The sequence below is a fragment of the Pseudomonas sp. B7(2017) genome (assembly GCF_002112745.1).
Taxonomy (GTDB): Bacteria; Pseudomonadota; Gammaproteobacteria; order Pseudomonadales; family Pseudomonadaceae; genus Aquipseudomonas; species Aquipseudomonas ekonensis.
Genome location: NZ_NEIP01000003.1, coordinates 456,077 through 482,633, shown reverse-complemented (window position 1 = coordinate 482,633; position 26,557 = coordinate 456,077). Strand labels below are relative to the sequence as shown.

The window sequence follows — 26,557 nt, the reverse complement described above, 5'->3', positions numbered from 1 at the left end:
ATCATAGCAGGCGTGGCATGGTCTTGAGGCAGGTGCACAAAGCAAATGTGGGAGCTGGCTTGCCAGCGATGGCGGCGTGTCAGTCAACATGAATGTCAGCTGAAAGACCGTAATCGCTGGCAAGCCAGCTCCCACAGGGGAAGGCGTTGTCAGTGGGAGTGGCGCGGGACTTCGGCACCCCGGCAGCCGACCAGGAAGTCGAAGTCGCAGCCCTGGTCTGCCTGCAGCACATGGTCGATGTACAGCTGACGGTAACCCCCCACCAGCAATGGCTGCGGCGGTTGCAGATCGGCCAGGCGCGCCGCCAGTTCGGCGTCCGGGATGTCCAGGTGCAAGCGCCCGCCGGCGCAGTCCAGCTCGATCCAGTCACCTTCTTTCACTGCCGCCAACGGCCCGCCGGCCGCCGCTTCCGGGGCGACGTGCAGCACCACGGTGCCGTACGCCGTGCCGCTCATCCGCGCATCGGAGATGCGCACCATGTCCGTCACGCCCTGGGCCAGCAACTTGGCCGGCAGCCCCATGTTGCCGACCTCGGCCATGCCCGGATAACCCTTCGGCCCGCAGTTTTTCATCACCAGAACCGAGTGGGCATCGACGTCCAGTTCCGGGTCGTTGATCCGTGCCTTGTAGTGGTCGAAGTTCTCGAACACCACGGCGCGGCCGCGATGCTGCATCAGTTCCGGCGTCGCGGCCGATGGCTTGAGCACCGCGCCGAGCGGCGCCAGGTTGCCGCGCAAGACACAGATGCCGCCGTCGGCGCGGATCGGGTTGTCGAGGGTGCGGATCACTTCGTCTTCGCCGTAGATCGGTGCGTCCTGGGTGTTCTCGCGGATGGTTTTGCCGTTGACGGTCAATGCGTCCGGGTTCGGAATCAGGTTGGCCTCACCCAGGCGCCGCAGCACTGCCGGCAAGCCCCCGGCGTAGTAGAACTCTTCCATCAGGAAACGCCCGGACGGCTGCAGGTCGACGAGGGTCGGCATGCCCCGGCCGATGCGCGTCCAGTCGTCCAGATCCAGGTCGACGCCGATGCGTCCGGCGATGGCTTTGAGGTGGATCACCGCGTTGGTCGAACCACCGATCGCCGCGTTGACCCGGATCGCGTTCTCGAACGCCTGCTTGGTCAGGATCTTCGACAGCCGCAGGTCTTCGCGCACCATCTCCACCGCGCGCATGCCGGACATGTGCGCCAGCACGTAGCGCCGCGCGTCCACCGCCGGGATCGCCGCGTTGTGGGGCAGGGAGGTGCCCAGCGCTTCGGCCATGCAGGCCATGGTGGACGCGGTGCCCATGGTGTTGCAGGTGCCGGCGGAGCGGGACATGCCGCCCTCGGCCGCCAAGAAGTCATCGAGCGTGATGGTGCCGGCCTTGACCTGTTCGCTGAGTTGCCAGACCACGGTGCCGGAACCGATGTCCTTGCCCTTGTGCTTGCCGTTGAGCATCGGCCCGCCGGTGACGACGATGGCCGGCACGTCGCAACTGGCCGCGCCCATCAGCAGCGCCGGGGTGGTCTTGTCGCAGCCGGTCAGCAGCACCACGCCGTCGATGGGGTTGCCGCGGATGGCTTCCTCCACGTCCATGCTCGCCAGGTTGCGGGTGAGCATGGCGGTCGGGCGCAGGTTCGACTCGCCGTTGGAGAACACCGGGAATTCCACCGGAAACCCGCCGGCCTCGATCACGCCGCGTTTCACGTGCTCGGCGATCTGGCGAAAGTGCGCGTTGCACGGTGTCAGCTCCGACCAGGTGTTGCAGATGCCGATGATCGGCTTGCCGTGGAACTGATGGTCGGCGATGCCCTGATTCTTCATCCAGCTGCGGTACATGAAGCCGTTCTTGTCGGCGGTGCCGAACCATTGGGCCGAGCGCAGGGCGGGTTTCTTATCAGACATGATCGGTTCTCTTATTGTAAGACTATTGTTTGCGAGCTTTGGCTTAAGCTAAGCGAAAAATGGCTGCTGTGGAAGTGTTGGCGTCTAATAAGTATTACTATATAGTCGATTTCAACGAGAGGATCGGCCCTGGCGAGGTTCGCCTGAGGCATCCCCCGAGGTTCCATAACAACAACAATCGGAGACCGACCCCATGAGCCAGGAACAGCGGCTTGTCCGGCGCATCACCTTGAAACTGATTCCCTTCCTGATCCTGCTGTACCTGATCGCCTACGTGGACCGCTCCGCCGTCGGCTTCGCCAAGCTGCACATGGGCGCCGACATCGGCATCGGCGACGCGGCCTACGGGCTCGGCGCCGGTCTGTTCTTCATCGGTTATTTCCTGCTGGAGATCCCCAGCAACCTGATGCTCGAACGCTTCGGCGCAAGGCGCTGGTTCGCGCGGATCATGATCACCTGGGGCGCCATCACCATCGGCATGGCGTTCGTCCAGGGCCCGTACAGCTTCTATGTGATGCGCTTTCTGCTCGGCGCGGCGGAGGCGGGGTTCTTTCCCGGTGTTCTGTACTACATCACCCAATGGTTCCCCGTGCGCCACCGCGGCAAGATCCTCGGGCTGTTCATCCTGTCCCAGCCCATCGCCATGATGATCACCGGCCCCGTGTCCGGCGGCCTGCTGGGCATGGACGGCATCCTCGGCCTGCATGGCTGGCAATGGCTGTTCATCGTCATTGGCACCCCGGCGATCCTGCTGACCTGGCCGGTGCTGCGCTGGCTGCCGGACGGGCCGGAGCAGGTGGACTGGATGGAACGGTCCGAAAAGGACTGGCTCAGCGGCGAGCTGAAAAAGGATCTGCAGGCATACGGCCAGACCCGTCACGGCAACCCGCTGCATGCGCTCAAGGACACGCGCGTCTTGCTGCTGGCGCTGTTCTACCTGCCGGTGACCTTGAGCATCTACGGCCTGGGCCTGTGGCTGCCGACCCTGATCAAGCAGTTCGGCGGCAGCGACCTGGTCACCGGGTTCGTGTCGGCGGTGCCGTACCTCTTCGGCATCGTCGGCCTGCTGATCGTGCCGCGCAGCTCCGACCGGCTGAACGACCGCTACGGCCATCTGGCGGTGCTCTACGTGCTGGGCGCGCTCGGCCTGTTCTTCAGCGCCTGGCTGGCGTTGCCGGCGATGCAGTTGGCGGCGCTGTGCCTGGTGGCGTTCGCGCTGTTTTCCTGCACGGCGGTGTTCTGGACCTTGCCGGGGCGGTTCTTCGCCGGCGCCAGCGCGGCGGCGGGCATCGCGCTGATCAACTCGGTGGGTAACCTGGGCGGCTACATCGGTCCGTTCGTGATCGGGGCGCTGAAGGAATACACCGGCAACCTCGCCTCGGGCTTGTACTTCCTGTCCGGGGTGATGGTGTTCGGACTGATGCTGACCGGTGTGGTCTACCGGGTGCTTGAGCGCAGACACGTGTTGCCGGCAGACCAGTTCGCAGCGAGCGCACGGGGCGCGACTCGCACCTGACGCTACCTGCCGGACACAGGTTTTCCGGTGTTCAGACATTTTGTTGAGAGGAGAGAACACATGCATCTGGTGCAATTCGAATTGAGCAACGGCGAACGCCGCGTCGGCGTGGTCGAGGGCGGTCTGGTGCGGGAGGTGCAGGACGTGCGCGCCGTGCGTGATCTGGCGTTGGCGGCCATCGAGGCCGGCGTCAGCCTCGCGCAGCAGGTGCAGGCCTTCGGCCTGGGCATCAGCCACGATTACGCCGAACTGCGGGAGCAGCTGCGTATCCTGCCGCCGCTCGACCATCCGGATCCGGCGCACCTGCTGGTCAGCGGCACCGGGCTCACGCACCTGGGCAGCGCCTCGGCCCGGGACAAGATGCACCAGCAGGCCGGCGACGAAGCGACGCTGACCGACACCCTGCGCATCTTCAAATGGGGCGTGGAGGGCGGCAAGCCGGCGGCTGGGCAGGCCGGGGTGCAGCCGGAGTGGTTCTACAAGGGCGACGGCAGCATCGTCGTGCGGCCGGGGCAGCCGTTCCCGTTGCCGCCGTTCGCCGAAGACGCCGGCGAAGAACCGGAGCTCACCGGGCTCTACGTCATCGGCCACGACGGCAAACCGTACCGCCTCGGTTTTGCCCTGGGCAACGAGTTCTCCGACCACGTGATGGAACGCAAGAACTACCTGTACCTGGCCCATTCGAAACTGCGCAGCTGCAGTTACGGCCCCGAGCTTCGGGTCGGTGATCTGCCGCCGCACCTGGCCGGCACCAGCCGCATCCTGCGCGACGGCGAAACGCTGTGGCAGAACGAGTTCTTGAGCGGCGAAGCGAACATGTGCCACAGCCTGGCGAACCTCGAATACCACCATTTCAAGTACGCCCAGTTCCTGCGGCCGGGCGATGTGCACATTCATTTCTTCGGCACCGCGACGCTGTCGTTCGCCGACGGTGTCCGCACCCGTCCGGGCGATGTGTTCGAGATCAGCCTGGCCGAATTCGGCGCGCCCCTGGTCAACGGCATCGCCCCGGCCGACGCGGTTTTCGCCCCCGGCAGCATCGGTACCCTTTAAGGAGATCCCATGACTCAGATTCTCGGCCTCAACTACATCGGCGGGCGCCGCAGCGCCGCCGGCAACGTCCAGTTGCAGAGCGTGGACGCCAGCTCCGGCGAACCGTTGCCTTACGGTTTTTTCCAGGCAACGGCGCAGGAGGTGGACGCCGCCGCCCAAGCGGCCGCCGCCGTGTACCCGGCCTACCGCAGCCTCAGCGCAGAGCGCCGGGCGCAGTTCCTCGATGCGATCGCCGATGAGCTCGACGCGCTGGACGACGAGTTCGTGGCCGTGGTCTGCCGCGAAACCGCACTGCCGGCGGCGCGGATCCAAGGGGAGCGCGCCCGCACCAGCGGCCAGATGCGCCTGTTCGCCCAGGTGCTGCGTCGCGGCGACTTCTATGGGGCGCGGATCGATCTGCCGTTGCCGGCGCGTCAGCCGCTGCCGCGTCCGGACCTGCGCCAGTACCGCATCGGCCTCGGGCCGGTGGCAGTGTTCGGCGCCAGCAACTTTCCGTTGGCCTTTTCCACGGCGGGCGGCGACACCGCCGCCGCGCTGGCCGCCGGCTGCCCGGTGGTGTTCAAGGCCCACAGCGGCCACATGGCCACCGCCGAGTGGGTGGCCGATGCGCTGATCCGTGCGGCGGAGAAGACCGGCATGCCGGCGGGCGTGTTCAACATGATCTACGGCGGTGGCGTCGGCGAATGGCTGGTCAAGCATCCGGCGATCCAGGCCGTGGGCTTCACCGGTTCGCTCAAGGGCGGACGGGCGCTGTGCGACATGGCGGCCGCACGCCCGCAGCCGATCCCGGTGTTCGCCGAGATGTCGAGCATCAACCCGGTGATCGTGCTGCCGCAGGCGCTGGCTGCCCGCACGGAGTCCGTGGTCCGTGACCTGACGGCCTCGGTGGTGCAGGGCTGCGGTCAGTTCTGCACCAACCCCGGCCTGGTGATCGGCCTGCGTTCGCAGCAGTTCAGTGGGTTCGTGGCACAACTGGCCGGGCTGATCGCCGATCAACCGGCGCAGACCATGCTCAACGCCGGCACCCTCGCCAGTTACGGCAAGGGCTTGCAGAAGCTGCTGGCCCACGCGGGCATCACGCACCTGGCGGGGAATCCGCAGCAAGGCAACCAGGCGCAGCCGCAGTTGTTCAAGGCCGATGCTCGGTTGCTGATCCAGGGCGACGAGGTGCTTCAGGAGGAAGTGTTCGGGCCGGCCACGGTGGTGGTCGAAGTGGAAGACCAGGCGCAGTTGCATGCGGCGCTCAACGGCCTGCACGGGCAACTCACCGCGACGCTCATCGGTGAGCCGCAAGACTTTGCGCAGTTCCCGGAACTGACGGCGCTGCTGGAGCAGAAGGTCGGGCGGATCCTGCTCAACGGCTATCCGACCGGGGTCGAGGTGTGCGATTCGATGGTGCACGGTGGGCCGTACCCGGCGACCTCCGATGCCCGTGGCACCTCGGTCGGCACGTTGGCGATCGACCGTTTCCTGCGCCCGGTGTGCTTTCAGAACTACCCCGACCACCTGCTGCCGGAACCGCTGAAGAACGCCAATCCGCTGCGCATCCAGCGCCTGGTGGACGGTAAGCCAACGCGCGAGGCCCTCTGACAGATGTCTGTTGTACCGGCCTCATCGCCAGCAGGCTGGCTCCCACAGGACTTGCGGTGATCTGCCATTTCTGCGAACACCGCTAAATCCTGTGGGAGCTTGCCTGCAAGCGATGAGGCCATCACAGCCGACATCTCTGTTGCCTGATCCACCGTCATCGCTGGCAAGCCAGCTCCCACAGGTTTTTGTGGTGTACCTAGATCCTGCAAACACCCGAGATACCTGTGGGAGATTGCCTGCAAGCGATGGGGCCGGCACTGTCGGCCTCTGTACCCACCTGCGTTCCCGCAGAGGATCCAGCCTCACATTGAGCTATCATTGCCGCTTTCCCCCTGAAAGACATGATTGCCATGACTGCCGTACCCAACTCCCTTCTCGACGCCCTCGAACATTGCGGGATGGTCGAAATCGACGGCCTGCACGCCTTCGAATTCGCCCTCGACGAAGTCGACAACCTGCACATCGAATGCATAGACGGGCGCTTGTCCAAACACTGGGAATTCACCCCGGCCCAGGTCAAGGCCGCGACCTTCGACGAATCCCTTCAGAGCTGGCTGATCGTCGGCGCCAGCGGCGAACACCGTCTGGTCTGCCTCGACGCCTTCGGCGGTGGCGACGATGAGGATGACGCTCATGAAGATGCGTAAGTTCTGGCCGCTGCTGATGGCCGGCAGCGTCGGCGCGATGGGCCTTTCCAGCGCCTCGGCCGAAACCTTCCAGTTGCTGGTGGGCTCCTACACGGCGGGCGCGAGCCAAGGCATCTACCGGATGAGTTTCGACAGCGCCACCGGCCGCATCGGGCCCAACCCGCTGCAAGTGGTCAAGAGCGCCAACCCGTCGTGGCTCACCTTGTCCAAGGATCAGCGCAAGCTGTTCGTGGTCAACGAAAACGGCCCCGGCCAGAAAGACCCGGTGGGTCGCGTCAGCAGCTACGCGATCAACCCGAAGACCCAGGCCCTGAGCCTGATCAGCCAGGTGCAGAGCCTGGGCAACGAGCCGACCCATTCGAGCCTCAGCGGCGACGCCAGCCACCTGTTCGTCAGCAACTACTCGGTGGCCGAGGATCCGGGCGGCACGCTGGCGGTGGTGCCGGTGGGCAGCGACGGCCGCCTGAAGCCGGTGGTGCAGATGAGCGCCCACCCGGCCAGCCGGGTGAACCCGGAGCGTCAGGCATCGAACCATGTGCATTCCACGGTCTCCTCGCCGGACGGCCGCTACGTGTTCTCCAATGACCTGGGCGCGGACAAGGTCTTCATCTACCGCTACGACCCGAAGGCCAACCCCGAGCTGCCGCTGACCCCGGCGAAAACCGCGTCGGTGGACCTGCCGCCGGGCAGCGGCCCGCGTCACCTGCTGTTCAGCGCCGACGGCAAGCACGCCTGGCTGACCATGGAAATGAGCGCCCAAGTGGCGGTGTTCGACTACCGGGACGGGGTGCTGACCCAGACCCAACTGGTGGACCTGGCGGCCGGCCAGCCGACCTCGGACAAGGCCGCAGCCGCTTTGCACGCCTCCGCCGACGGCAAGTTCCTGTACGTCAGCAACCGGGGCACGGCCAACCAGATGCTGGTGTTCGCCATCGACCCTGCCAGCGGCAAGCTCAGCGAGCTGCAACGGCGTTCGGTAGAGGGCGATCACCCCCGTGAGTTCAGCCTCGACCCCACCGGCAAGTTCCTGCTGATCGCCAACCAGAAGAGCAACGGCATCGTCGTGCTTGAGCGCGACGACAAGACCGGTCTGCTGGGCAAAGTCGTGCAGACGTTGCCGATGGATGCCCCGAGCGACCTCAAGTTCCTGCTGCGTCAATGAGCCGCAGGCCCCGGTTCGCGGGGCCTGCGCCTTTGTATTAATCGCGCTGATAACAGCTAATGCCATAAAGCATTTCAAGCGGCGGACCCTCGAGCGTTAAGTTTGCTTCACGGCCCGAACGGGCAAGCAAGCCAACCGAACACGAGGGTTACCGCCATGAACTTCAATCTCTTTTCCGTGATTGCCGCGTCCGCCATCTCCGCTTCCGTGGCCCTGCCAGCCAGCGCCAGCGTCGAAGTCAGCGACAAGAAATCCCACACCCAGAGCTACACCCAGAAGTACCTGCAACAGAGCGCCAACTTCTACGCCGCTCTGGACCACAAAGCCCAACACTGAAACTCTTCCCGCACTGCACCCGTTATGCAGGAGCGAAGTCATTGACGCCGCCGCAGTTTTCCAAGCGTTGGCCGCAACAGTGATGTCGCTCCTGCATAACCGTTTGCGACAGCATCTGCCGGATATCACTGTCCGCGCTTGATATCACATAGCCATGAACGTAAAGTTGACGCTGATTTTTTGACTCCTTCCCCGCATAAGGATCGACAGCATGGCGATGCGTCTGGCCGTGGTACTCCTGTTTCTCTATTCCACCCCCATCCTGTCGGCTGCCGAGCCTGTCGCCGGCGAGCCGGAAGCCGCGTTCGAACGCCTCATGAGTATTATTGAAGGCTGAGATAGACCGGTTTAATGATCAACGAAGCTGATGGTCACTATGGATAACCCTGAGTGGTTCCTTCGGCTTTTTTGATCGATTCTGTGGGCCTCGAAACAGGTTCACGGAGTCCACATCATGGCCAGTTCCCTCATCGCTTACGCCAAACGCGGCGCTTACCTGGCCATCGGTCTGTACCTGGTCATGGTGCTGTCCGTCAGCCTCGTCTCGCAGTCGCAGCACCGCTTCGACGCACCGGTCCAGGTCGCCCATCCCGGCATTCAGTTCGAGCTCCGTTCCCACGGCGCAACGGCGGACGCGGCTGAACTGGCAGGAGTCGGCGGAGCATGAAAGGCTACAGACTCTGGATCATCGCCGGCCTTGCGTTCATGACCAACGGCGCCTCGCTCTTGGGCTTCGGCCAAGGTTCGGTCGGCGGCCTGGCCCGGGCCATAGAGGCCAACCACACCATCGCCCACAACATCGAACGGGCCAACGCTTTGGGGCTGCTGGCCGGCAATCCGCCGGTCAAGTCCGAGCGTGATTTCCTCGGGCCGTTCGAAGTGGATTGCTCGGCCATCGGCATGTGTGAAGTGCTGGCCTGAACCCGGGATTACTTTTTCATGATGCCGGTGAACAGGTCGGATTCGAGAAAGCGCTGCAACCATCGCTGCAACCGCACGTAAGGCGTCTGCGCGAACCACTCGCGGTCGACGTGGGCGAACTGGCGCACGAAGGGCAGCAGCGCGATGTCGGCCAGGCACGGATGGTCGGCCAGCAAGTACTCGCGCTTGCCGAGCAGCTCGTCGAGCTTCTGCAGGAACAGCGTCCCCTCGGCGCGATAGGCCTCCATCGGCTGCTCCGGGTAGCGTTCGGCGTACTTGTACCGGTTCAGGTTCACCTTGAACACTTGGTCGTTGCCGTAGATCAGCTTCTCCATCCACAGGGCGTGGAACGAATCGTCCTTGAGCAGCCAGTCGTCCGGATCGTTCTGCGCCAGTGCCCAGCGCATGATCTCCAAACTCTCGTCGATCACCCGGCCGCCGGCGTCGAGCACCGGCACCGTGCCTTTGGGCGAGAGCTCCAGCATCCTCGCCGGCTTGGCCTTGAGGCTGACCTCGACGATGTCCACCGGCACCCCCGCATAGCGCAGCGCCATCCGCGCGCGCATGGCGTACGGGCAGCGGCGGAACGAGTAGAGCGTGTTCATTTCACCTCCACGGTGCTCAAGCCGTTGCCCTGGCGTCGCACCTGGATCTGCACCGGAATCCGTTCGTGCATTTCCTGCACGTGGGAAATCACCGCCACCTTGCGTCCCTGGGCCTGCAAGCCGTCGAGGGCATCCATGGCCAGTTGCAGGGATTCCGGATCCAGGCTGCCGAAGCCTTCGTCGATGAACAGCGATTCGATCTTCAGTGTGCTCGACGCCATCGACGCCAGCCCCAGCGCCAGGGCCAGCGACACCAGGAACGTCTCGCCGCCGGACAGCGAATGCACCGAGCGCAGTTCGTCGCCCATCTCCGTGTCCATCACCAGCAGGCCGAGCATGCTGCCGCCGCGCTTGAGCCGATAGCGCTTGACCAACTGACGCAGTTGCACGTTGGCGTGATGCACCAGCAGGTCGAGGTTGTAGGCCTGGGCGATCTTGCGGAAGGTGTCGCCGGTGGCCGAGCCGATCAGCGCATTGAGCCGGGCCCAGCGCTGGTATTCGGCGTAGGCCTCGGCGATCCGCTGCGCCAGCGCCTGATTGGCGTTCTGCCGGCGCTGGTCTTCGGCCTGCTCGGCACGCAGTTCGGCGCACTGCTGCTCGCTGACGGCGAGCTGTTGTAGCAGGTCGGCGAGGGCGGTCGCCAATGCGTCGGCCTCCAGGCCGCCGTTGCGCTGCGCCTGGTGCTCGAGCAGGCGCTGGTCACGCTCCTGCAGCAGGACGTTGGCCTGCTCGATGGCCTTCTCGTTGTGCTGCAGGCGCTGGCGCAGTTCGCTGACTTGCGCGTCGTCGATCCGCAGCAGGTCTTCGAGGCCGCCGTCGTCGAGCTCGGGGTGCCGCGCGCGCCAGTCGGCGATCTTGCCGGCCAGCTCCCGATCCTCGGTGTCCAGCGCTTGCCAGCGTTCTTGCTGCGCCTTGAGTTCCGCCGCCGTCTGCACCTGTTGCGTGCGCAGATCTTGCAGGGCGTGGGCGGTGTCGGCCTCGGCGCGGCGGGCCTGCTCCACGGCGTGCTCCAGCCGCTGCTGCCATTGCTCGGCGCTGGTGTGTTCGCCGAGCAACTGCGCCAGCTTCTGTTGGCTGGCCAGTTGCTGCTCGGCCAAGTCATTGAATTGCCGCTCGGCGGCCTGCGCCTGCTCGGCGCGGCTCCGCTGACGCTCCTGCTCTTTGTCCAGCGTCTGCTGGCGTTCCTGCTGTTCCTCCAACGCCTCCTTCTGCTGATCGACCTGCGCCAGGCGCTCGGCGATCTGGCGGTCAAGCTGCATGAAGGCGGCCGCCGGCTCGACGCGCAGCGCTTGCAGGGTGTCCGCCGGGAGCAGGTTGGCGAAGGCGTCGAGTTCTTCGTCGAGGCGTTGCCGGTCGCTGTCCAGTTCCCGCTGCTGATGGCTCAGGTGCTGCGCCGCCTGCTGATGGGCGGATTCGGTCTTGCGCAACTGCTGGGTCAGCCGCGCCGCGTCCTGTTGCAGGGTGAGCAGGTCGCTCTGGCGCTGTTCGTCCTGGGCGATGCTCAGGTTCAGCTGATCGTTCTGCCGCACGAGCCAGGCGTCACGCTTGTCGGCGTCCTGAACCTTCAACTGCGTAGCCAACGGATGCGCGTCAAGGGTCGGCGCCAAGGCGTGCTGTTGCGCGGTCAGTTGCTCTTGTTGCTGCAGCAGCTCTTTCTGCCGGGCGATGACGGCACCGACGGCCGTACGCAGTTCGATCAGCGATTCCTTGAGCCGCTCCACCGCTTGCAGCGCGTTGGCCTGTTCGCTCTCGTCATGCCGGCCGAGGCTTTGCAGCAGCGCCTCGGGCTGATGGTACGGATGCGCGTCGCTGCCGCAGACCGGGCAAGGCTGGCCGTCCTGCAGCTGCGCGCGCAGTTCCTCGACGCTGGCGCTGCGGGCCAGGCGCTGGCGTTCCAGCAGCTCGCGGGTGACCGTGAGGGTCTGTTCGGCGACGGCCAGTTCGGCCTTGGCCTTCACCCCGTCCTGGGTCAGGCGGTCGCGTTCCTGCTGGGCTTCGACCAGGCGTTGCTGCAGGTCGGCGCTGCGGGTGCCCAGTTCCTGATGGTGGCTCCACAGACGCGTCAGGTCTTCGACGGCGCGCAGCTGCTTGCGGTTGTCCTGCAGCAGGTTGCCGAGGAGGCCGATCTGTTCGGCGACCGCGTCCGGTTCGGCGCCGGCCTCCTTGAACAGCACGTCCAGCTCCTGTTTCTGCCGGGCGAGGTCTTCGGCGCTGCGGGTGGCGGCCTGTTCAAGGCTGGCCAGTTCGGCCTGGCCCTTGTTCAGGCGGTTGCCGATCAGCATCAGCTGTTGCAGGCGGTCGCGGTAGGCGTTCCAGGCATCGCTCAACGGCGCCAGGTGGGCGCTTTGCCCGAGCCCGCCTGCGATGTCCCGCAAGCGTTCGGCGACCTCGGCCTGTCTCTCCACCAAGGCTTGAATGCCGGCCTGGCCCTGGGCGCAGGCTTGTTCCGCGAGCTGCCTGGCTTCGGCGCTGAGGGCGGTTTCCTTGGCCAGGCGGGCGAGGGTGCTTTGCTCCTCGAAGGCGATACGCAGCAGCGGCGTGCTGTCGCCTTGCCGTTGTTGCGCCTCGCCCAGGGCGGCCTTCGCCGCGTCGAGACCTTGCGCAAGTTGCGATTGGCGTTCGGCCAGTTCGGTCTGCTGCTGCGTGTGGGCGGCGATCTGCTCGGCCAACGGCGTCAGCAGCGCTTCCAGTTCGGACTTGCGGGTGAACTGGTGCCGCTGCGGCCCGAGCTGTTCCAGCCGGGTCAGCCTCAGGCGCTCGGCGGCCAGGCCTTCCCACTGCTGTTGCGCGCTGTGCAACTGCTCGGCGGCGGCCCGCTGCGCTTCCTGCAAGCGGCTCAGTTCCTTCAGCCAGGCCTGTTGCTGGTCAAGCTGCTTGAGCTGCGCCTGTTGCCCCTTCAGGTGCTGTTGCGCCGCGTTGAAGCGCTCGTCCAGTTCGGCGCGAGCCTCCGGTGCCAGCGGCGTGACCCCCACGGCTTGTTCCTGCAGCAGCCTGTGCGCCTCGCGGGCCTCTTTGGCCTTGTCGAAGGCGCGCCGGCCCAGGCGGGTGTAGAGCGCGGTGTCGGTGAGCTTTTCCAGCAGTTCGCTGCGGTCGTTGTCGTCGGCCTTGAGGAAGGCGCTGAACTCGCTCTGGGCCAGCAGCACGGCGCGGGTGAACTGCTCGAAGTTCAGCCCCAGGGCCGCTTCCAGTTGGGTCTTGTATTCGCCTTTCTGGCTGGCCAGCAGTTGATCCTGGTCGATGTCGCGCAGGCTCTGGCGGCTGACCTGCAATTTGCCGGCGGCTTTCTCGCGGGCACGGTTGGCTTCCCAGCGGGCGCGGTAGCGGCGGCCGTCGACGCCGACGAAGTCCACTTCGGCGAAGCCTTCGCCGGTGCCGCGGCGCAGCAGGGTGCGCGGGTCGCCGGTGGCGATCTCGCCGTCGGCGTCCGGTACCTTGGCGTCGCGGCCGGTGTTGCTGAGCCGCGGCACCGCGCCGAACAGCGCCAGGCACAGGGCATCGAGCAGGGTGCTCTTGCCGGCGCCGGTCGGGCCGGTGATGGCGAACAGGCCGGCGCTGGCCAGCGGTTCGGCGGTGAAGTCGATTTCGAACGGGCCGGCCAGCGAGGCCAGGTTCTTCAGGCGGATGGCGAGGATCTTCATGGCTGGCCGACCTCCATCTGTACGTCCTGGAGCAGTTCGGCGAAGTCCTTGAGGGTCTGCTCGTCGGCCTCGTTGCCGTAGCTGTCGAACCAGGCCCGGCTGAACAGTTCCTGCGGGGTGAGCTGGTCCAGCTCGATCAGGGCATCGCCCTCGTCGGTGCCGTTCCGTCCGCCGCTGCCGGCGTATTCGGCAGCGATCCGCACCAGCCGCACGGCCTTGCCTTGCAGGGCGCTTTCCACTTGCTGGCGCAGGTCCGGCTGCGGCTCGTCGAGCTGCACGCGCACTTCCAGCCAAGGTTGGCGCTGGGTCTCGGCAAGCAGGTCGATGTTCGGCAGGTCCGCCAGTTGCAAAAGGATGTCGGCCAGCGGCGCCGGGCCGACGCGTTGCAGGTGCACGGAGCGGGGGATCAGTCGGGGTTCGACGCTGACCAGGGTTTCGCCGTCGAGGGTGACGTCGAGGATCTGGTGCTGATAGTTGATCTCCGAGAACGACAGGGGGATCGGCGAGCCGCTGTAGCGGATCCGTTCCTCGCCGTTGACCTTCTGCGGCTTGTGCAGGTGGCCGAGGGCGACGTAGCTGACGGTGGGCCCGAACAGGCTGGCCGGCAGGGCCTCGGCGTTGCCGATGATCAGGCTGCGCTCGGAGTCCTCCGACACCGAGCCGCCGGCCATGTGCGCATGGCTGACGGCGATCAGCGCCTGGCCGGGCGCGCGTTTGGCGTTCGCCGCATCGATCAGGCGCTCATGCACCTGGCCGATGCCGTGCAGGTAGTCGTCGCCCAAGTGCGGGCCGGTCACCTCGGCGGGCCGCAGGAACGGCAGCGCCAAGCACCACGCGGCGACCTCGCCCGAGGCGTCCGGCACCGGCAGCAACAGGCGTTCGGTGTCGAGCTGCCCGTCATCGAGCCACAGCACCCGGCCTAGCGCATGGGTGCGCAACCGTCGCATCAGCGGCGCGGGCAGTTCGATCCGCGAGCCGGAATCGTGGTTGCCGGCGATCATCACGATGGTCAGCGCGGGCTGTTGTTCGTGGGCGCTGACGATGAAGTCGTAGAGGCGCTCCTGGGCTTTGACCGGCGGGTTGACCGTGTCGAAGATGTCGCCGGCGATCAGCAGCGCATCCGGCTGCGCCAGCTGCAGTTGCTTGAGCAGCCATTCGAGGAAGCAGGCGTGCTCGAAATCGCGCTCCTGGCCGTGCAGGTTCTGTCCAAGGTGCCAGTCGGAGGTGTGAAACAGACGCAAGGCGGACTCCGCATCAGGATTGAGGTGATGGCCGCTGCAAAGTCGGGAGGCCAAAGAGGGGAGAGTCTACTGGCAAATGCGTCGATTGTGGTCGAACTCGCGTGCGTCCTCGCTTCGGGGGATTTACAAGCATCGGGAGGACAATCTATTAATTGACGCCAGAATAGTGGCATTTTAGTATTTCGATATTGTTTTGATATCACTTTTGCTTCGAGGGATCGGACATGCACTCACGCCTCTTTGCGGCGAGGCCGGGCGCAGGCTTGCCCTGTCTGCCCATGCCTGCCGTTGTCCTTGATGGAGCCGTTGCGCACTTCGATGCGCACTTCTTCTGACCTGTCTTCCTGGCGCCGTCTGCGCTGACCGGGCGCAAGGCGCCGCACTGCTGCATCTGCATTCTTCTAAAAACAATTATCCGAGATCATCGACATGGATGTTCGCCACCCGACCCTCCCGGCCGGCCAACCCGCTGCTGCCGTCAATCCGCGCGAGCGCTTCCTGGGCATGCCCAAGCGCGGGCTGGCGTTCCTGCTGGCGAACGTCATGTTCTGGCAGCCGTTGTGGGCGCAGGCGGACGGGATCGTGGTGGCCAACCCCGGCACCGGGCTGGACCGGGCCGGCAACGGCGTGCCGATCGTCAACATCGCCACGCCCAACGGCACGGGGCTGTCGCACAACCAGTTCAACGACTACAACGTCGGCGCCCAGGGGGTGATCCTCAACAACGCGGCCACCCAGACCGCCGCCACCCAACTGGGCGGCCACATCATCGGCAACCCGAACCTGAAGAACAGCGGCTCGGCCCAGACCATCCTCAACGAAGTGGTCGGCGGCAGCCCGAGCCAGCTGCGCGGCTACACCGAGGTGGCGGGGCAGTCGGCGCGGGTGATCGTGGCCAACCCCTACGGCATCACCTGCAGCGGCTGCGGCTTCATCAACGCACCGCGGGTCACGCTGACCACCGGCAAGCCGGTGCTGGACAACGGACGCCTCGACCGCTTCCAGGTCGACCAGGGCAGCGTCGCCATCGAAGGCGAGGGCCTGAATGCGGGCAATGTCGACCGCTTCGAGATCATCACCCGCAGCGCGAAGATCAACGCCCGGCTCCAGGCGCAGAACCTGGCCATCGTCGCCGGGCGCAACGACGTCAACGCCGACAGCCTCAACGCCACGGCCCGCGCCGACGACGGCAGCGCCAAGCCGCAGTTGGCCATCGACAGCTCGGCCCTGGGCGGGATGTACGCCGGGGCGATCAAGCTGGTGGGCACCGAGGCCGGGGTCGGCGTGAAGCTCGACGGCAAACTGATCGCCAGCGGCGGCGACATCCAGCTCGACGCCAACGGTCAGCTGAGCCTGGCCGAGACTTCGGCCACCGGCGCTGTCAAGGTCAAGACCGCCGGCCTCGATGCGCGCGGCGCGATCGACGCCGGCACCGCGCTTAGCGTGCAGACCCAGGGTGACCTGACCAACCGCCAGACCCTCGCCGCCCGCGACAGCATCGCCCTGACGGCGGGCGGTCAGCTGAGCAACGCCGGCATCGTCGAGGCCGGGGTCAATGCCGACAACAGCCGCAACGCCAACGGCGATGTGAGCCTGAGCGCGCAGAGCCTCAGCAACAGCAAGAGCGTGGTCGCCAGCCGCAACCTGACCGTCACTGTGGCGCAGAACCTGAACAACCAGGGCGGCACGCTCAGCGGGCAGCGCACGGCGGTCACGGCCGGAACGCTCGACAACCGCGACGGCGCGCGGGTGCTGGGCGGCCAGTCCCTGAGCCTGAATGCCGGCCAGGTGCTGAACGGCAAGGGCGTCATCAACAGCGGCGGCAACTTCAACGGCAACGTCGGGCAGTTCAGCAACTCCGGCGGCGAGTTCTCCAGCCAAACCGACAGCGTCCTGGTCGTCACCGCGCTCGACAACGTCGCCGGCCTCATGACCGCCGGCCGCTTGCTGGACCTGAGCGCATTGGGTGCGATCAACAACAGCGCCGGCAAGATCGGCGCAAAGCAAAATGTGATCGTTCGCGCGCAGCGACTCGACAACAGCCAGCAAGGCCAGTTGACCAGTGAAGGCACGCTGACCACCCGGATCGGCGGCCAGCTCGACAACCGCAAAGGCTTGATCCAGGCCAACGGCGCGATGGATGTGCAGGCCACCCGCCTGGACAACGGCGCGGGCAAGGTATCGTCGCTCAACACCCTGATCCTCAACAGCACGAACACCGACAACCGAGGCGGCTTGATTCGTGCCGATCTGGCGACGAAGCTGACGGTCGGAGAACTGGACAACCGTGAAAAGGGACGGATATCCGGCAAGGGCGACATCGAGGCGAACATCGACGTCCTGAGCCAACAGGGCGGTGAACTGGTCGCCGAAGGCAACCTGACGCTGACCGGCAAGCAGCTGGGCAACCGCGAGGACAGCCTGGTCGCTTCGCTCAAGGCCCTGACCGTGAACGTCGATCAGATCGACAACCGGGGCGGTTCGCTGTCCGGCGGGCAGGGCCTGCTGATCAGCGGTGCGCGCCTGGACAACAGCGACAACGGCAAGGTGCTGTCCGATACGACCCTGGGCCTGAAGGTCGCGCAGATCATCAACGCCACCAACGGCCTGATCTTCGGCAAGGGCGCCGTGACACTGAGCGGCATCGGCCTGAGCAACGTGGGCGGACGGATCGTCACCCAGAAGGACCTGAAGCTGGCCTTCGACGAGGTCATCGACAACCAGAACGGCCTGATCAGCAGCGACGGCCGCTTGACCCTCGATGCCGGGCGCCTCGACAACCGCTTGGGCAAGCTGTCGGGCCTTGAGGCGATCGCGCTGACCAGCGTCGGCGCCGCGCTGAACCAGGGTGGCCTGATCGTTTCGCAAAAAGGCCTGACCTTCGCCAGCGGCAGCCTCGACAACAGCGACGCCGGCCTGATCAGCGCCAAGGGCGACTCGACCCTGAGCACCGGCGAGTTCAAGAACCGCCGGGGCGGCAGCCTGGCCACCGACGGCACGCTGCTGCTGACGGCCGCGCACCTGGACAACGGCGGCGGCAGGATCGGCAGCCAGCAGCAGATGACGGTATCGCTCACGTCGCTGGAGCAGGACGGCGGCGAACTGTTCAGCAACGGCGACCTGACGCTCGACATGAACCGGGGCCTGCTGGACAACCGGCGCGGCAACCTCCGCACGCCTGGCCAGTTGTTGCTGAAGAACCTCGGCGAGGTGAACAACGGCGCCGGCGAGATCGCCGGGGCCAAGGCCTGGAGCCTGACTGCGCAGAGCCTGAGCAACGACGGCGGCAAACTGCTGAGCAACGAAAAGCTCACCCTGGTCGTCGACCGGGCGCTGAGCAACGTCAAGGGGCTGATCGCCGCCGCCGGCCTCGACAGCCGCAGCGCCAGCCTGGACAACACCGACGGCGAAATCCGCATTCGCGGGGAGGCGGGGCTCACCGTCAGCGACACCTTCGGCAACCAGGCCGGGGTGGTCATCGCCGACGCCGGCCTGACCGTCGACGCCGCCAGCCTGGACAACCGCCGCGAAGGCCTGGTGGGCGCCGCAAAAGCGCTGAAACTCACCGTCGGCCGCCTCGACAACCGCACCGGCGAGCTGTCGGGCAAGGCCGATGTGAGCCTCACCGGCGCCTGGCTCGACAACAGCGACAGCGGCTACATCCTGGCCGGCGGCAACCTGGCGCTGACCGTGGGCGAGGTGTTCAACCGCAACGGCGGCGTGCTGTCCGGCGATGCGGGGCTGACGCTGACCGGGGCGACCCTGGAGAACAGCGGCCGGCTGAGCACGTTGCGTGACTTGTCGATCAACCTGTCGTCGGCCCTGAACAACGATCAGGGGCGTCTCAACAGCGAAGGGGCGCTGTCGGTCAACGCCCAGAGCCTGAGCAACGACAAAGGCGTGGTCTCCAGCGCCAAGGCCCTGAGCGTTAACACCCGTGGCGCCGTGAGCAACAAGGGCGGCCAACTGCTGACAGACGCTGCGCTCACCCTCAACAGCCAGTCGCTGGACAACCAGGACAAGGGCGTCATCAGCAGCAAGGGCAATTTGAGCCTCACCACCGGCGCGCTGAACAACAGCCGGGGAAGCCTCTTCTCCGACGGCCGGCTTGAGCTCGATGCGGGCCAGGTGACCAACACCGCCGGCAGCCTGGGCGCCACCACCGAGTTGGCGGGCAAGGTCCGCGGCCTGGATCAGCAGGGCGGCAAGTTCTTCAGCAAGGGCAGCCTGAGCCTGGACCTGCAAGGCGGCGCGCTGAACAACGAAGACGGACTCATCAACGCACCGGGCGTGTTGTCGTTGACGAACCTCGTCGGGATCGACAACCGCAACGGTGAGATCTCCAGCGGACAGGCCTTCGACCTGATCGCCGCCTCGCTGGACAACAGCGGCGGCCAGGTGCTGAGCAACCAGAAGCTGACCCTGACGCTCGACAAGGCCCTGACCTCGGTCAAGGGCAAGATCGCTGCAGCGGCGCTTAAGGTCCGTGCCGCGAGCCTGGACAACAGCGACGGCGGGGTGCTGCTCAGCGACAGCGACCTGAGCGTGACCGTCGACGGCCTGCTGGACAACGGCAACGGCACGGTCAAGGCCGCACAGCAGTTGACGCTCAACAGCAGCGGCCTGAACAACCGGGGCGGCATGCTGCTGGGGAAAACCGGCATCAACATCGATCTGGGCACGACGGCGGCGGATCTCAACAACCAGAACGGCCTGATCAACACCAAGGGCGTGCTGAGCATTGCGCACCTGCGCGACCTGGACAACCGTAAGGGCGAGATCTCCAGCGTCAACGGCTTCAGCCTGACCGGCAACCGCCTGGACAACCGTGGCGGCAACCTGATCAGCAACGACCGACTGCACCTGACGGCAGCCGAGATCCTGAACCAGGGCGGCCTGGTGTCCGGCTGGAACGGCGTGACCGTCGACGGCGGCAGCCTCGACAACAGCCAGGAAGGCACGGTCTCCAGCCAGTTCGGTGATCTGGCCATCGGCCTCAGCGGCGCGTTGGTCAACCACAGCAAGGGCGGTCTGGGCGGCAAGGGCGAGGTGACCATCAAGGCGGCCAGCCTCGACAACACCGCCGGCATCATCACCAGCGGCGCCAAGCAGACGCTGACCGTCACCGGCGGTACGCTGACCAACGCCTCGGGCGGCCTGATCGAAAGCAGCGGCACCCTCGACATCCGCGCCACTGGCCTGAACAACGCCGGCGGCCGCATCACCGCCGGCCAGGCGATGACCTTCACCGGCACGTGGCTGGACAACAGCGGCGGCAGCCTGGTCGGCGACGGCAGCGTTGCCCTCGACCTGCTCGGCGCCCTGACCAACATCAACGGCGCCCTCGGCAGCGCCGGCCCGTTGACGGTGCTGCGCGCCAGCGGCATCGACAACCGAGGCGGCCAGGTGATCAGCCAGGGCTCCTTGAGCCTGCTGACCGGCGGCGACCTGAACAACAGTGGGCGCGGCACGGTCTCGGCCAACGGCGAGTTGGCGATCACAGCCGACGGCACCGTGCACAACGACACCGACGGGCTGATCTTCAGCCGCGACGCCGGCGTGAACATCAAGGCCAGCGCCTTCGGCAACGGCAAAGGCGCGGTGCAGAGCTACTCCGCATTGACGGTGGACGCGGGCACCGGGGCCATCGACAACCAGGGCGGCAAGCTCATCGCCCGGACCGGTGACCTGAACCTCACCGCCGCCAGCCTCGATAGCCGCGGCGGCGTGCTGTCCAGCCTCAAGGGCCTGCTGCAGACCCGCCTGACCGGCGTGCTGCGCAACGGCCAGGGCGGCAAGCTTGAAGGCGCACGCCTCGACCTGCGGGCCTTGGGCGGCATCTACAGCGACGGCGGACGCATCGCCGCCAACGCCGGCGACATCCTGCTCAACGCCGGCGGCAACGCCATCGACAACAGCGGCGGCGGGATCTACGCCAAAGGCGCGGTGAACATGGTCGCCGGCTCGCTGAACAACAATGCGGGCCAGGTCAGCGGCAACGGCATCGGTCTGGGGCTCGACGGCAACCTGAGCAACCGCGGCGGCCTGATCGAAAGCGCCGCTTTGCTGGCGATCCGCGCCGCCAACGTGGACAACCAGGGCGGCAAGCTGCGGGCGCTGGGCAGCGGCGGCAAGACCGACTTCCAGATCGGCAGCCTGTTCGACAACCGCAACGGCCTGGTGGAGACCGCCAACACGGACTTCATCCTGAACGCGCCGAGCCTGCTCAACGCAGGCGGCACCATGACGCACGTGGGGACGGGGGAATTCGGCCTCTCGACCGCCAACGTCATGAACGCCGGCGGCGCGCTGGTCACCCGTGGCGGCCTGACGCTCAACGCCGACAGCTGGACCAACAGCAGCGTGATCCAGGCCGGCCGCCTGACCGTCAACGTCAACCGCTTCACCCAGACCGCCAGTGGGCAACTGCTGGCCTCGGACAAACTGGTCGGGCGCGGCGCGAGCTGGACCAACGACGGGTTGATCGCCAGCGACGGCGAGCTGGATATCCAGTTGAGCGGCGGGTACGGCGGCAATGGCCGCCTGAGCAGCCTGGGCAATCTGACGTTTGCGGCGGCACAACTCGGCTTGACCAACGCCGCCAGCATCGGCGCAGGCGGGCAGGGCAAAGTCACCGTGGGCGGGTTGCTCAACAACGCCGGCGGACGCTTGACGGCCGGCGGTGACTTGACGATCGATGCCGGCGCCGTGACCAACAGCGGCACGCTGGGCGCGGCTCAGACGCTGACGGTGAGGACGGCCAGCCTGCTCAATGACCGTGGGCTGATCTTCAGCGGCGGCAACATGAACCTGCTGGTCAATGACTTCACCAACCAGACCGGCGATGTCTACAGCATCGGCAATCTCACAATCGGCGGAAAGGACGGGGGGCGCGCCAATGCCGTCAACAACCAGGCCGCGTCGATCAATGTCGATGGCGATTTTTCGCTGTCGGCCAACAGCTTCAACAACAAGACCGAAGGCGTGGTCGGCGAGGAGAAGTTCATCTCGGGTGACATCACCTTCGACGGCTCCGCGACGTTCTATGTCAACGAAAGCTTCGAATCGACCTCGACGATCTCAGGCCCCCAGGCGTCCCTCAATGTGGCGGGCAACCTGACCGGCAACGTCGGAGCGTTCACCAACACGGCCTCGCTGATATCGGCCGGCAAGAACATCAAGCTCGACGTCGACACCTTCGACAACTTCGGCCTGCAGTCGGGCACCTTCACCCGCTCGCGGATCTTCAAGCTCGGCGGGTTGCCCGGCAAGCAGACGAGCTGGATCAGCACCGACCTGCAAGCCTATGCAGACCGCAACTCCAAAAACCAGTACGACTACATCGAAACCTGGCATGAGCCGGACAAGGGCGGAACGCATTGGGACTACACCGCGATCGCCAAGCAGATGCTCGGCAAGACCAACGCGAAGTTCGGCACCGGCCCCGAGGTCGCCGTCCCCGGCCAGATTCTGGCGGGCGACCTGAAAAAGGACACCCGTGTCTTCACTGACGGCGGCGGCAGCGTTTCCTCCGTTGTCCAGGCGGGTCAGGCGGTGGAGATCAACGCCAAAACCACGATCCGCAACGGTAACCTCAATCCCTATACCCACTTCGACGGCACGGCCAAGGAGGGGACGGACACCGGGGTGAAGAGCGCCGTCAAGCCGACGGTCATCTTCTTGAATCCACAACTGCCGCCGGATCTGGCCCAGCAACAGGTCAACCCGTTGGCGCTGCCGGGCTTCACCCTGCCGACCGGGGAAAACGGCCTGTTCCGTTACAGCGGCAAAGGCGGCAGCGAGCCGGCGGTGACGCCCGGCAAGGACTGGACCATCGGCACCGTCGCCGCCGGCACCACCCAGCGCTCGGACGGCATGCCTTCCCGGCCGGCCACCGAACTGACGTTCGACAAGAGCGGTCCGGTCTCGACGACCAAGCGCGACCTGACCCTGGCCGCCCGTCCGTCGCTGAACCTCAATGGCCAGACGGCGCCGATCAACGTCAACGCGGTCGCCGGCGACGGTCCGGTCGGCGTGCTGGCGCCCGACCGCTCTCAGGCCTCGTTCGATGTGCCGCGGGTTCAGGGGCTGCCCGACACCAGCGTGCGCTCCAACCCGCACAAGTACCTGATCGAGACCAACCCGGCGCTGACTGACCTCAAGTCGTTCATGAGCTCGGACTACCTGCTGGGCAAGCTCGGCTACGACCCCGACACCAGCGCCAAGCGCCTCGGCGACGGCCTGTTCGAGCAGCGCCTGGTGCAGCAGGCCGTGGTCGCCCGCACGGGCCAGCGCTTCATCGACGGCCAGACCTCCGACGAAGCGATGTTCAAGTACCTGATGAACAACGCGGTGGCGAGCAAGAACGAGCTCAACCTGTCCGTCGGCGTGACCCTGACCGCTCAGCAAGTGGCGGCGCTGACCCACGACATCGTCTGGCTCGAAGAGCACGAAGTGAACGGCGAAAAGGTCCTGGTGCCGGTGCTGTACCTGGCCCAGGCCAACAATCGACTGGCGCCGAACGGGGCGTTGATCCAGGGACACGATGTCGATCTGATCGCAGGCAAAGACTTGGTCAACGCAGGCACGTTGCGCGCCAGCAACAATCTGGCCGCGAGCGCCGGGCTGGACCTGACCAACAGCGGCCTGATCGAAGCGGGGAACCGCCTGGGCCTGCTGGCCGTGCATGACATCGTCAACAAGTCGGGCGGCATCATCGCCGGGCGAGACGTCAACCTTGTGACCTTGACGGGGGACATCGTCAACGAGCGTTCGGTGAGCACCGATGCCTTCGACGGCAAGGGCAAGTCGTTCCAGCGTGACGTCGTCGACAGTGCAGCGCGCATCGAGGCGGCGAATGACCTGACGATCTTCTCGGGCCGGGACATGCTCAGCGTGGGAGGTTCGATGTCCAGCGGGCGGGATGTCCGGATCGAGGCCAGTCGGGACATCGCCATCGCTTCGGCTCAACAGATCAACGTCGACGGCGGTGCCCGGCAGAGCAGCTCCGTCACTCAGTTCGGCTCAAGCCTGAGTGCCGGACGCGATATCTCGATGAGTGCGGGTCGTGACTTTGCCGCAGTCGCCAGTGACATGAACGCCAAACGCAATTTCACGCTCATTGCGGACGGCGATGTGACCATCGCTTCCGGGGCCGATGAAAGCCACTCCTATTACAAGACCAAGAAGGTGACCGCCCAGGAAGACCACGTCAAACAGATCGCCAGCACGATCACTGCCGGCGGCGATGTCGCCATTCGGGCAGGCGATGACCTGACGTTGATCTCCAGCCGGATCAAGGCCGGCGACGAAGCCTATCTGGTGGCCAGGGACGAGCTCGAAGTATTGGCCGCGCAAGACACGGACTACTCGCTGTACGACAAAAAGGACAAGGGCAGTTTCGGCAGGAAGAAACTGCGTCATGACGAAGTCACGCAGGTGACGCATGTCGGCAGTGAAATCACGACCGGAGGCAACATGGCGCTGGTCAGCGGCGGCGACCAGAGATTCCAGGTCGCGAAGCTCGACAGTGGTGGCGGCATCAGCCTGGACAGCGGCGGGAAGATCGTGTTCGAAGGGGTCAAAGACCTTCACGACGAGAGCCATACCAAGACCAACGACAGCGCTTTCTGGGTATCGTCCAAGGGCAAGGGCAACACGGACGAGACGTTCCGTCAGACACAGATGTCCGCCAAGGGCGAAATCGCCATCAAGGCGGTGGAAGGCCTCAAGATCGATGTGAAGCAGATCAATCAGCAGACGGTCAGCGAATCCATCGATGCCATGGTCAAGGCCGATCCGCAGATGGCGTGGCTCAAGCAGGCCGAAGCGCGCGGAGACGTGGACTGGCGGCAAGTGAAGGAAATCCACGAGTCGTTCAAATACTCGAACTCCGGGCTCGGGCCGGCCTCTCAACTGATCATCGCCATTGCGATGGCTGCCATCATCGGGCCGATGATGGCGGGCATGAACGCGATGCTGCAGGGCGTGGCCATCACCGCCGCGACGAAAGCGACGGTCAGCACGATCGATAACCGGGGCAACCTCGGGAAAATCCTGAAAGACATGACCTCCGAAGATGCCATCAAAAGCTATGTTGTCGCCGCAGCCACGGCGGGGGTCACCCAGGGGTTGAAGTTCGACGTGGGCAACATCAGCCTGACCCCGGAGGGATTCAAGGTCATAGCCACCAAGGTGACGGCCGACGCCCTGATCAAAACGGTCGTCTACGGCGGCAGCTTCAAGGACAACCTGGTCAGCTCGGCTACCGGAACGCTGACTGCCATCGGCGCGGCCATGGGGGCGGGCGCCATCGGAGACTTGAAGCTGCCTGAAGGCAGCATCGAGAAAATTCTGCTGCACGCTGGCCTGGGCGGGCTGCTGTCCAAGGCCATGGGAGGGGATTTCCGCACGGGGGCGATCGCCGGCGGTGCCAACGAGTTCCTGGTGGGCCTGCTCGGGGACAAACTGTTGCCGGCCAACTATGTGCCGGGCACGCCTGAATACATTCAGGCACAGGCCAACCTGCTGGCCATTTCCCAGATCGTAGGCGTGCTGGGGGCCACGGCGTCAGGGGGTGACCCGAGCACGGCGGCCTCGGTGGCGGCCAATGGGACGCTCTACAACTATCTGTCCCACCAGGCCTTCTCGGAGGTTGAAGACTGCCTGAACGGCAAGACGTGCTCCACCAAAGAGGAAAAGAACGCTGCCATCGCGAAGGCGGAGAAGCTCAGCGAGTTCCTCGATTCGGAGATGCGCAGCATATGCGACAAGGCCCCCCAGAGCGACGGCTGCCGCACGGCAGTCAACGCGGCGCTGAAGTACATCGCCATGCAGGACGCCTGGAATGTCATGCACAACGACGTGGCGCGCACATCGCACACGACCTTCGACTACCTCTACAACACGCAAGGGGCCTCAGACCGCCTGGTGACGTACCTGAACACCATCGACAACCGGGCCAACTTCTTCGGGGCCAGCAACCTGTATGAACAGGAACTGGGGATCGGGGCCAACTGGTTCGGGGGCGCTGAGGCGGTATCCAGAGCGCCGTTGACTGGGTTGGGGGCGGACGGGAACGGATCCTTCCTGAGCTTTGGCCTGGGCTGGTTCCTGGCCCCGGTCTACGACTGGCGCAAGGCGGCGGGGGACGCGCTGATCACGGGCGGCTTCGATAATTTCAAAGACCTGTACAACAAATCGGCCACTGATCCGGTTGCCTGGGACATCAAACAGTTGAAAAACGAACAGTCGCTGCTGCAGACCATCCATGAGAAGTTCCTGGGTGACCATTCATGGTTCACGACCGTCGGCAAATACGCCACGGACACGTCGCTCAATCCGCTCATCGGCGACAAGCAAGGTGTCGACGGCGGTGTGGTCATCCTGGATTACCGCTCAAGGGTGAACTATGGCTGCAAGCTCTTGGGCCTGTCGAAAGCCCAGGGCTGCACCCCATGATCAAGGCTCGATACCCACGCGGGAAGGTCTTCCTGGCCTTCTTCCTGTGCCCGATGGTGGTCGGGGGGATCGCCGGAATCATCAAGACGGCCACAGTGTTTGCCCACTTGATCGATACGCCGAAACTGCTGGGGGAAGTCAGGGGGGGCGAACTGCTGCTGATGCCCTTCCTGGCGCCTTTCCTCGCGCAGTTGGTGTTCTTTCTGCCTTTTCTGTTTTTTGCGCTGGCGATCGCTTTGATGAAGGTCAGGAAGACGGCGCTGAACTGTTTGCTGGTCGCTCTGGCAGGCGCCGGAGTCGCCGCCGGATGGATGTTCTGGTTCGTATTGCTCGTTGTGCGGAACAACGACATCAACGGCGGCGAGATTTCGGATTACTGGCTGGAGCTATCGGTGTCGTTCCTGGCGTCGATGGCCAGCTGCTGGCTGGCCGCCCGGACATTTCTGCCGCAGCAGGACTCCGAAGACCGGGCACCTGACGGGCAATGACGCCGCAGGTGGCG

15 protein-coding genes are annotated in these 26,557 nt (G+C 65.5%); 11 read left to right on the top strand and 4 right to left on the bottom strand.

The genetic code is table 11. The annotated features are described in order from the left end of the window. Positions 1-149: 149 nt before the first annotated feature. Complete coding sequence (locus tag CAG29_RS08530; RefSeq protein ID WP_085586958.1) at positions 150-1,886, bottom strand: IlvD/Edd family dehydratase; 1,737 nt, start codon at positions 1,884-1,886, stop codon at positions 150-152. 193 nt (positions 1,887-2,079) lie between these two features. On the opposite strand from CAG29_RS08530, the gene CAG29_RS08525 reads away from it, so the two are divergent. The 9 genes from CAG29_RS08525 to CAG29_RS08490 all read left to right on the top strand — a co-directional run bounded on the left by CAG29_RS08525 (position 2,080) and on the right by CAG29_RS08490 (position 9,111). Further along, positions 2,080-3,402, top strand: a complete 1,323-nt coding sequence (locus CAG29_RS08525) for an MFS transporter (RefSeq protein WP_085640538.1) — start codon at positions 2,080-2,082, stop codon at positions 3,400-3,402. Positions 3,403-3,462: 60 nt separating this feature from the next. After that, positions 3,463-4,455 carry an AraD1 family protein gene (gene araD1, locus CAG29_RS08520; protein ID WP_085694235.1) on the top strand — a complete coding sequence of 331 codons (993 nt, stop codon included), beginning with the start codon at positions 3,463-3,465 and terminating at the stop codon, positions 4,453-4,455. A 9-nt stretch (positions 4,456-4,464) separates the two neighbouring features. Further along, positions 4,465-6,045 carry an aldehyde dehydrogenase (NADP(+)) gene (locus CAG29_RS08515; RefSeq protein WP_085694234.1) on the top strand — a complete coding sequence of 527 codons (1,581 nt, stop codon included), beginning with the start codon at positions 4,465-4,467 and terminating at the stop codon, positions 6,043-6,045. A gap of 341 nt (positions 6,046-6,386) precedes the next feature. Further along, a complete protein-coding gene (locus CAG29_RS08510) occupies positions 6,387-6,692 on the top strand; it encodes a DUF5629 family protein (protein ID WP_085586954.1) in 306 nt (101 codons plus the stop codon). Next, complete coding sequence (locus tag CAG29_RS08505; protein WP_085586953.1) at positions 6,679-7,854, top strand: lactonase family protein; 1,176 nt, start codon at positions 6,679-6,681, stop codon at positions 7,852-7,854. The genes CAG29_RS08510 and CAG29_RS08505 overlap by 14 nt, the downstream gene beginning before the upstream one ends. 156 nt (positions 7,855-8,010) lie before the next feature. After that, positions 8,011-8,190, top strand: coding sequence for a hypothetical protein (locus CAG29_RS08500; RefSeq protein WP_085586952.1), 180 nt, complete (start codon positions 8,011-8,013; stop codon positions 8,188-8,190). Positions 8,191-8,401: 211 nt separating this feature from the next. Further along, positions 8,402-8,527, top strand: a complete 126-nt coding sequence (locus CAG29_RS28740; RefSeq protein ID WP_256575774.1) for a hypothetical protein — start codon at positions 8,402-8,404, stop codon at positions 8,525-8,527. 117 nt (positions 8,528-8,644) lie between these two features. Then, positions 8,645-8,857 (top strand): hypothetical protein, encoded by a 213-nt coding sequence (locus tag CAG29_RS08495; RefSeq protein WP_085586951.1) that lies wholly within the window; start codon positions 8,645-8,647, stop codon positions 8,855-8,857. Then, positions 8,854-9,111 (top strand): hypothetical protein, encoded by a 258-nt coding sequence (locus CAG29_RS08490; RefSeq protein WP_085586950.1) that lies wholly within the window; start codon positions 8,854-8,856, stop codon positions 9,109-9,111. The genes CAG29_RS08495 and CAG29_RS08490 overlap by 4 nt, the downstream gene beginning before the upstream one ends. 8 nt (positions 9,112-9,119) lie before the next feature. Here CAG29_RS08490 and CAG29_RS08485 read toward each other — a convergent pair whose 3' ends face one another. The 3 genes from CAG29_RS08485 to CAG29_RS08475 are packed head-to-tail and all read right to left on the bottom strand — an operon-like array spanning position 9,120 to position 14,595. Further along, positions 9,120-9,716, bottom strand: coding sequence for a glutathione S-transferase (locus tag CAG29_RS08485; protein ID WP_085656764.1), 597 nt, complete (start codon positions 9,714-9,716; stop codon positions 9,120-9,122). After that, positions 9,713-13,354: an AAA family ATPase gene (locus CAG29_RS08480; RefSeq protein WP_085694232.1), complete on the bottom strand. Its 3,642-nt coding sequence runs from the start codon at positions 13,352-13,354 to the stop codon at positions 9,713-9,715. The genes CAG29_RS08485 and CAG29_RS08480 overlap by 4 nt, the downstream gene beginning before the upstream one ends. Then, on the bottom strand, positions 13,351-14,595 hold the full coding sequence (locus tag CAG29_RS08475) for an exonuclease SbcCD subunit D C-terminal domain-containing protein (protein ID WP_085586947.1): 1,245 nt from the start codon (positions 14,593-14,595) through the stop codon (positions 13,351-13,353). Before CAG29_RS08475 ends, CAG29_RS08480 begins: the two co-directional genes overlap by 4 nt. A 429-nt stretch (positions 14,596-15,024) precedes the next feature. On the opposite strand from CAG29_RS08475, the gene CAG29_RS08470 reads away from it, so the two are divergent. Together CAG29_RS08470 and CAG29_RS08465 are read left to right on the top strand one after the other, a co-directional pair. Further along, positions 15,025-26,055: a filamentous hemagglutinin N-terminal domain-containing protein gene (locus CAG29_RS08470; protein WP_085694230.1), complete on the top strand. Its 11,031-nt coding sequence runs from the start codon at positions 15,025-15,027 to the stop codon at positions 26,053-26,055. Continuing rightward, positions 26,052-26,543, top strand: a complete 492-nt coding sequence (locus CAG29_RS08465; protein ID WP_170930056.1) for a hypothetical protein — start codon at positions 26,052-26,054, stop codon at positions 26,541-26,543. Before CAG29_RS08470 ends, CAG29_RS08465 begins: the two co-directional genes overlap by 4 nt. Positions 26,544-26,557 lie beyond the last annotated feature (14 nt).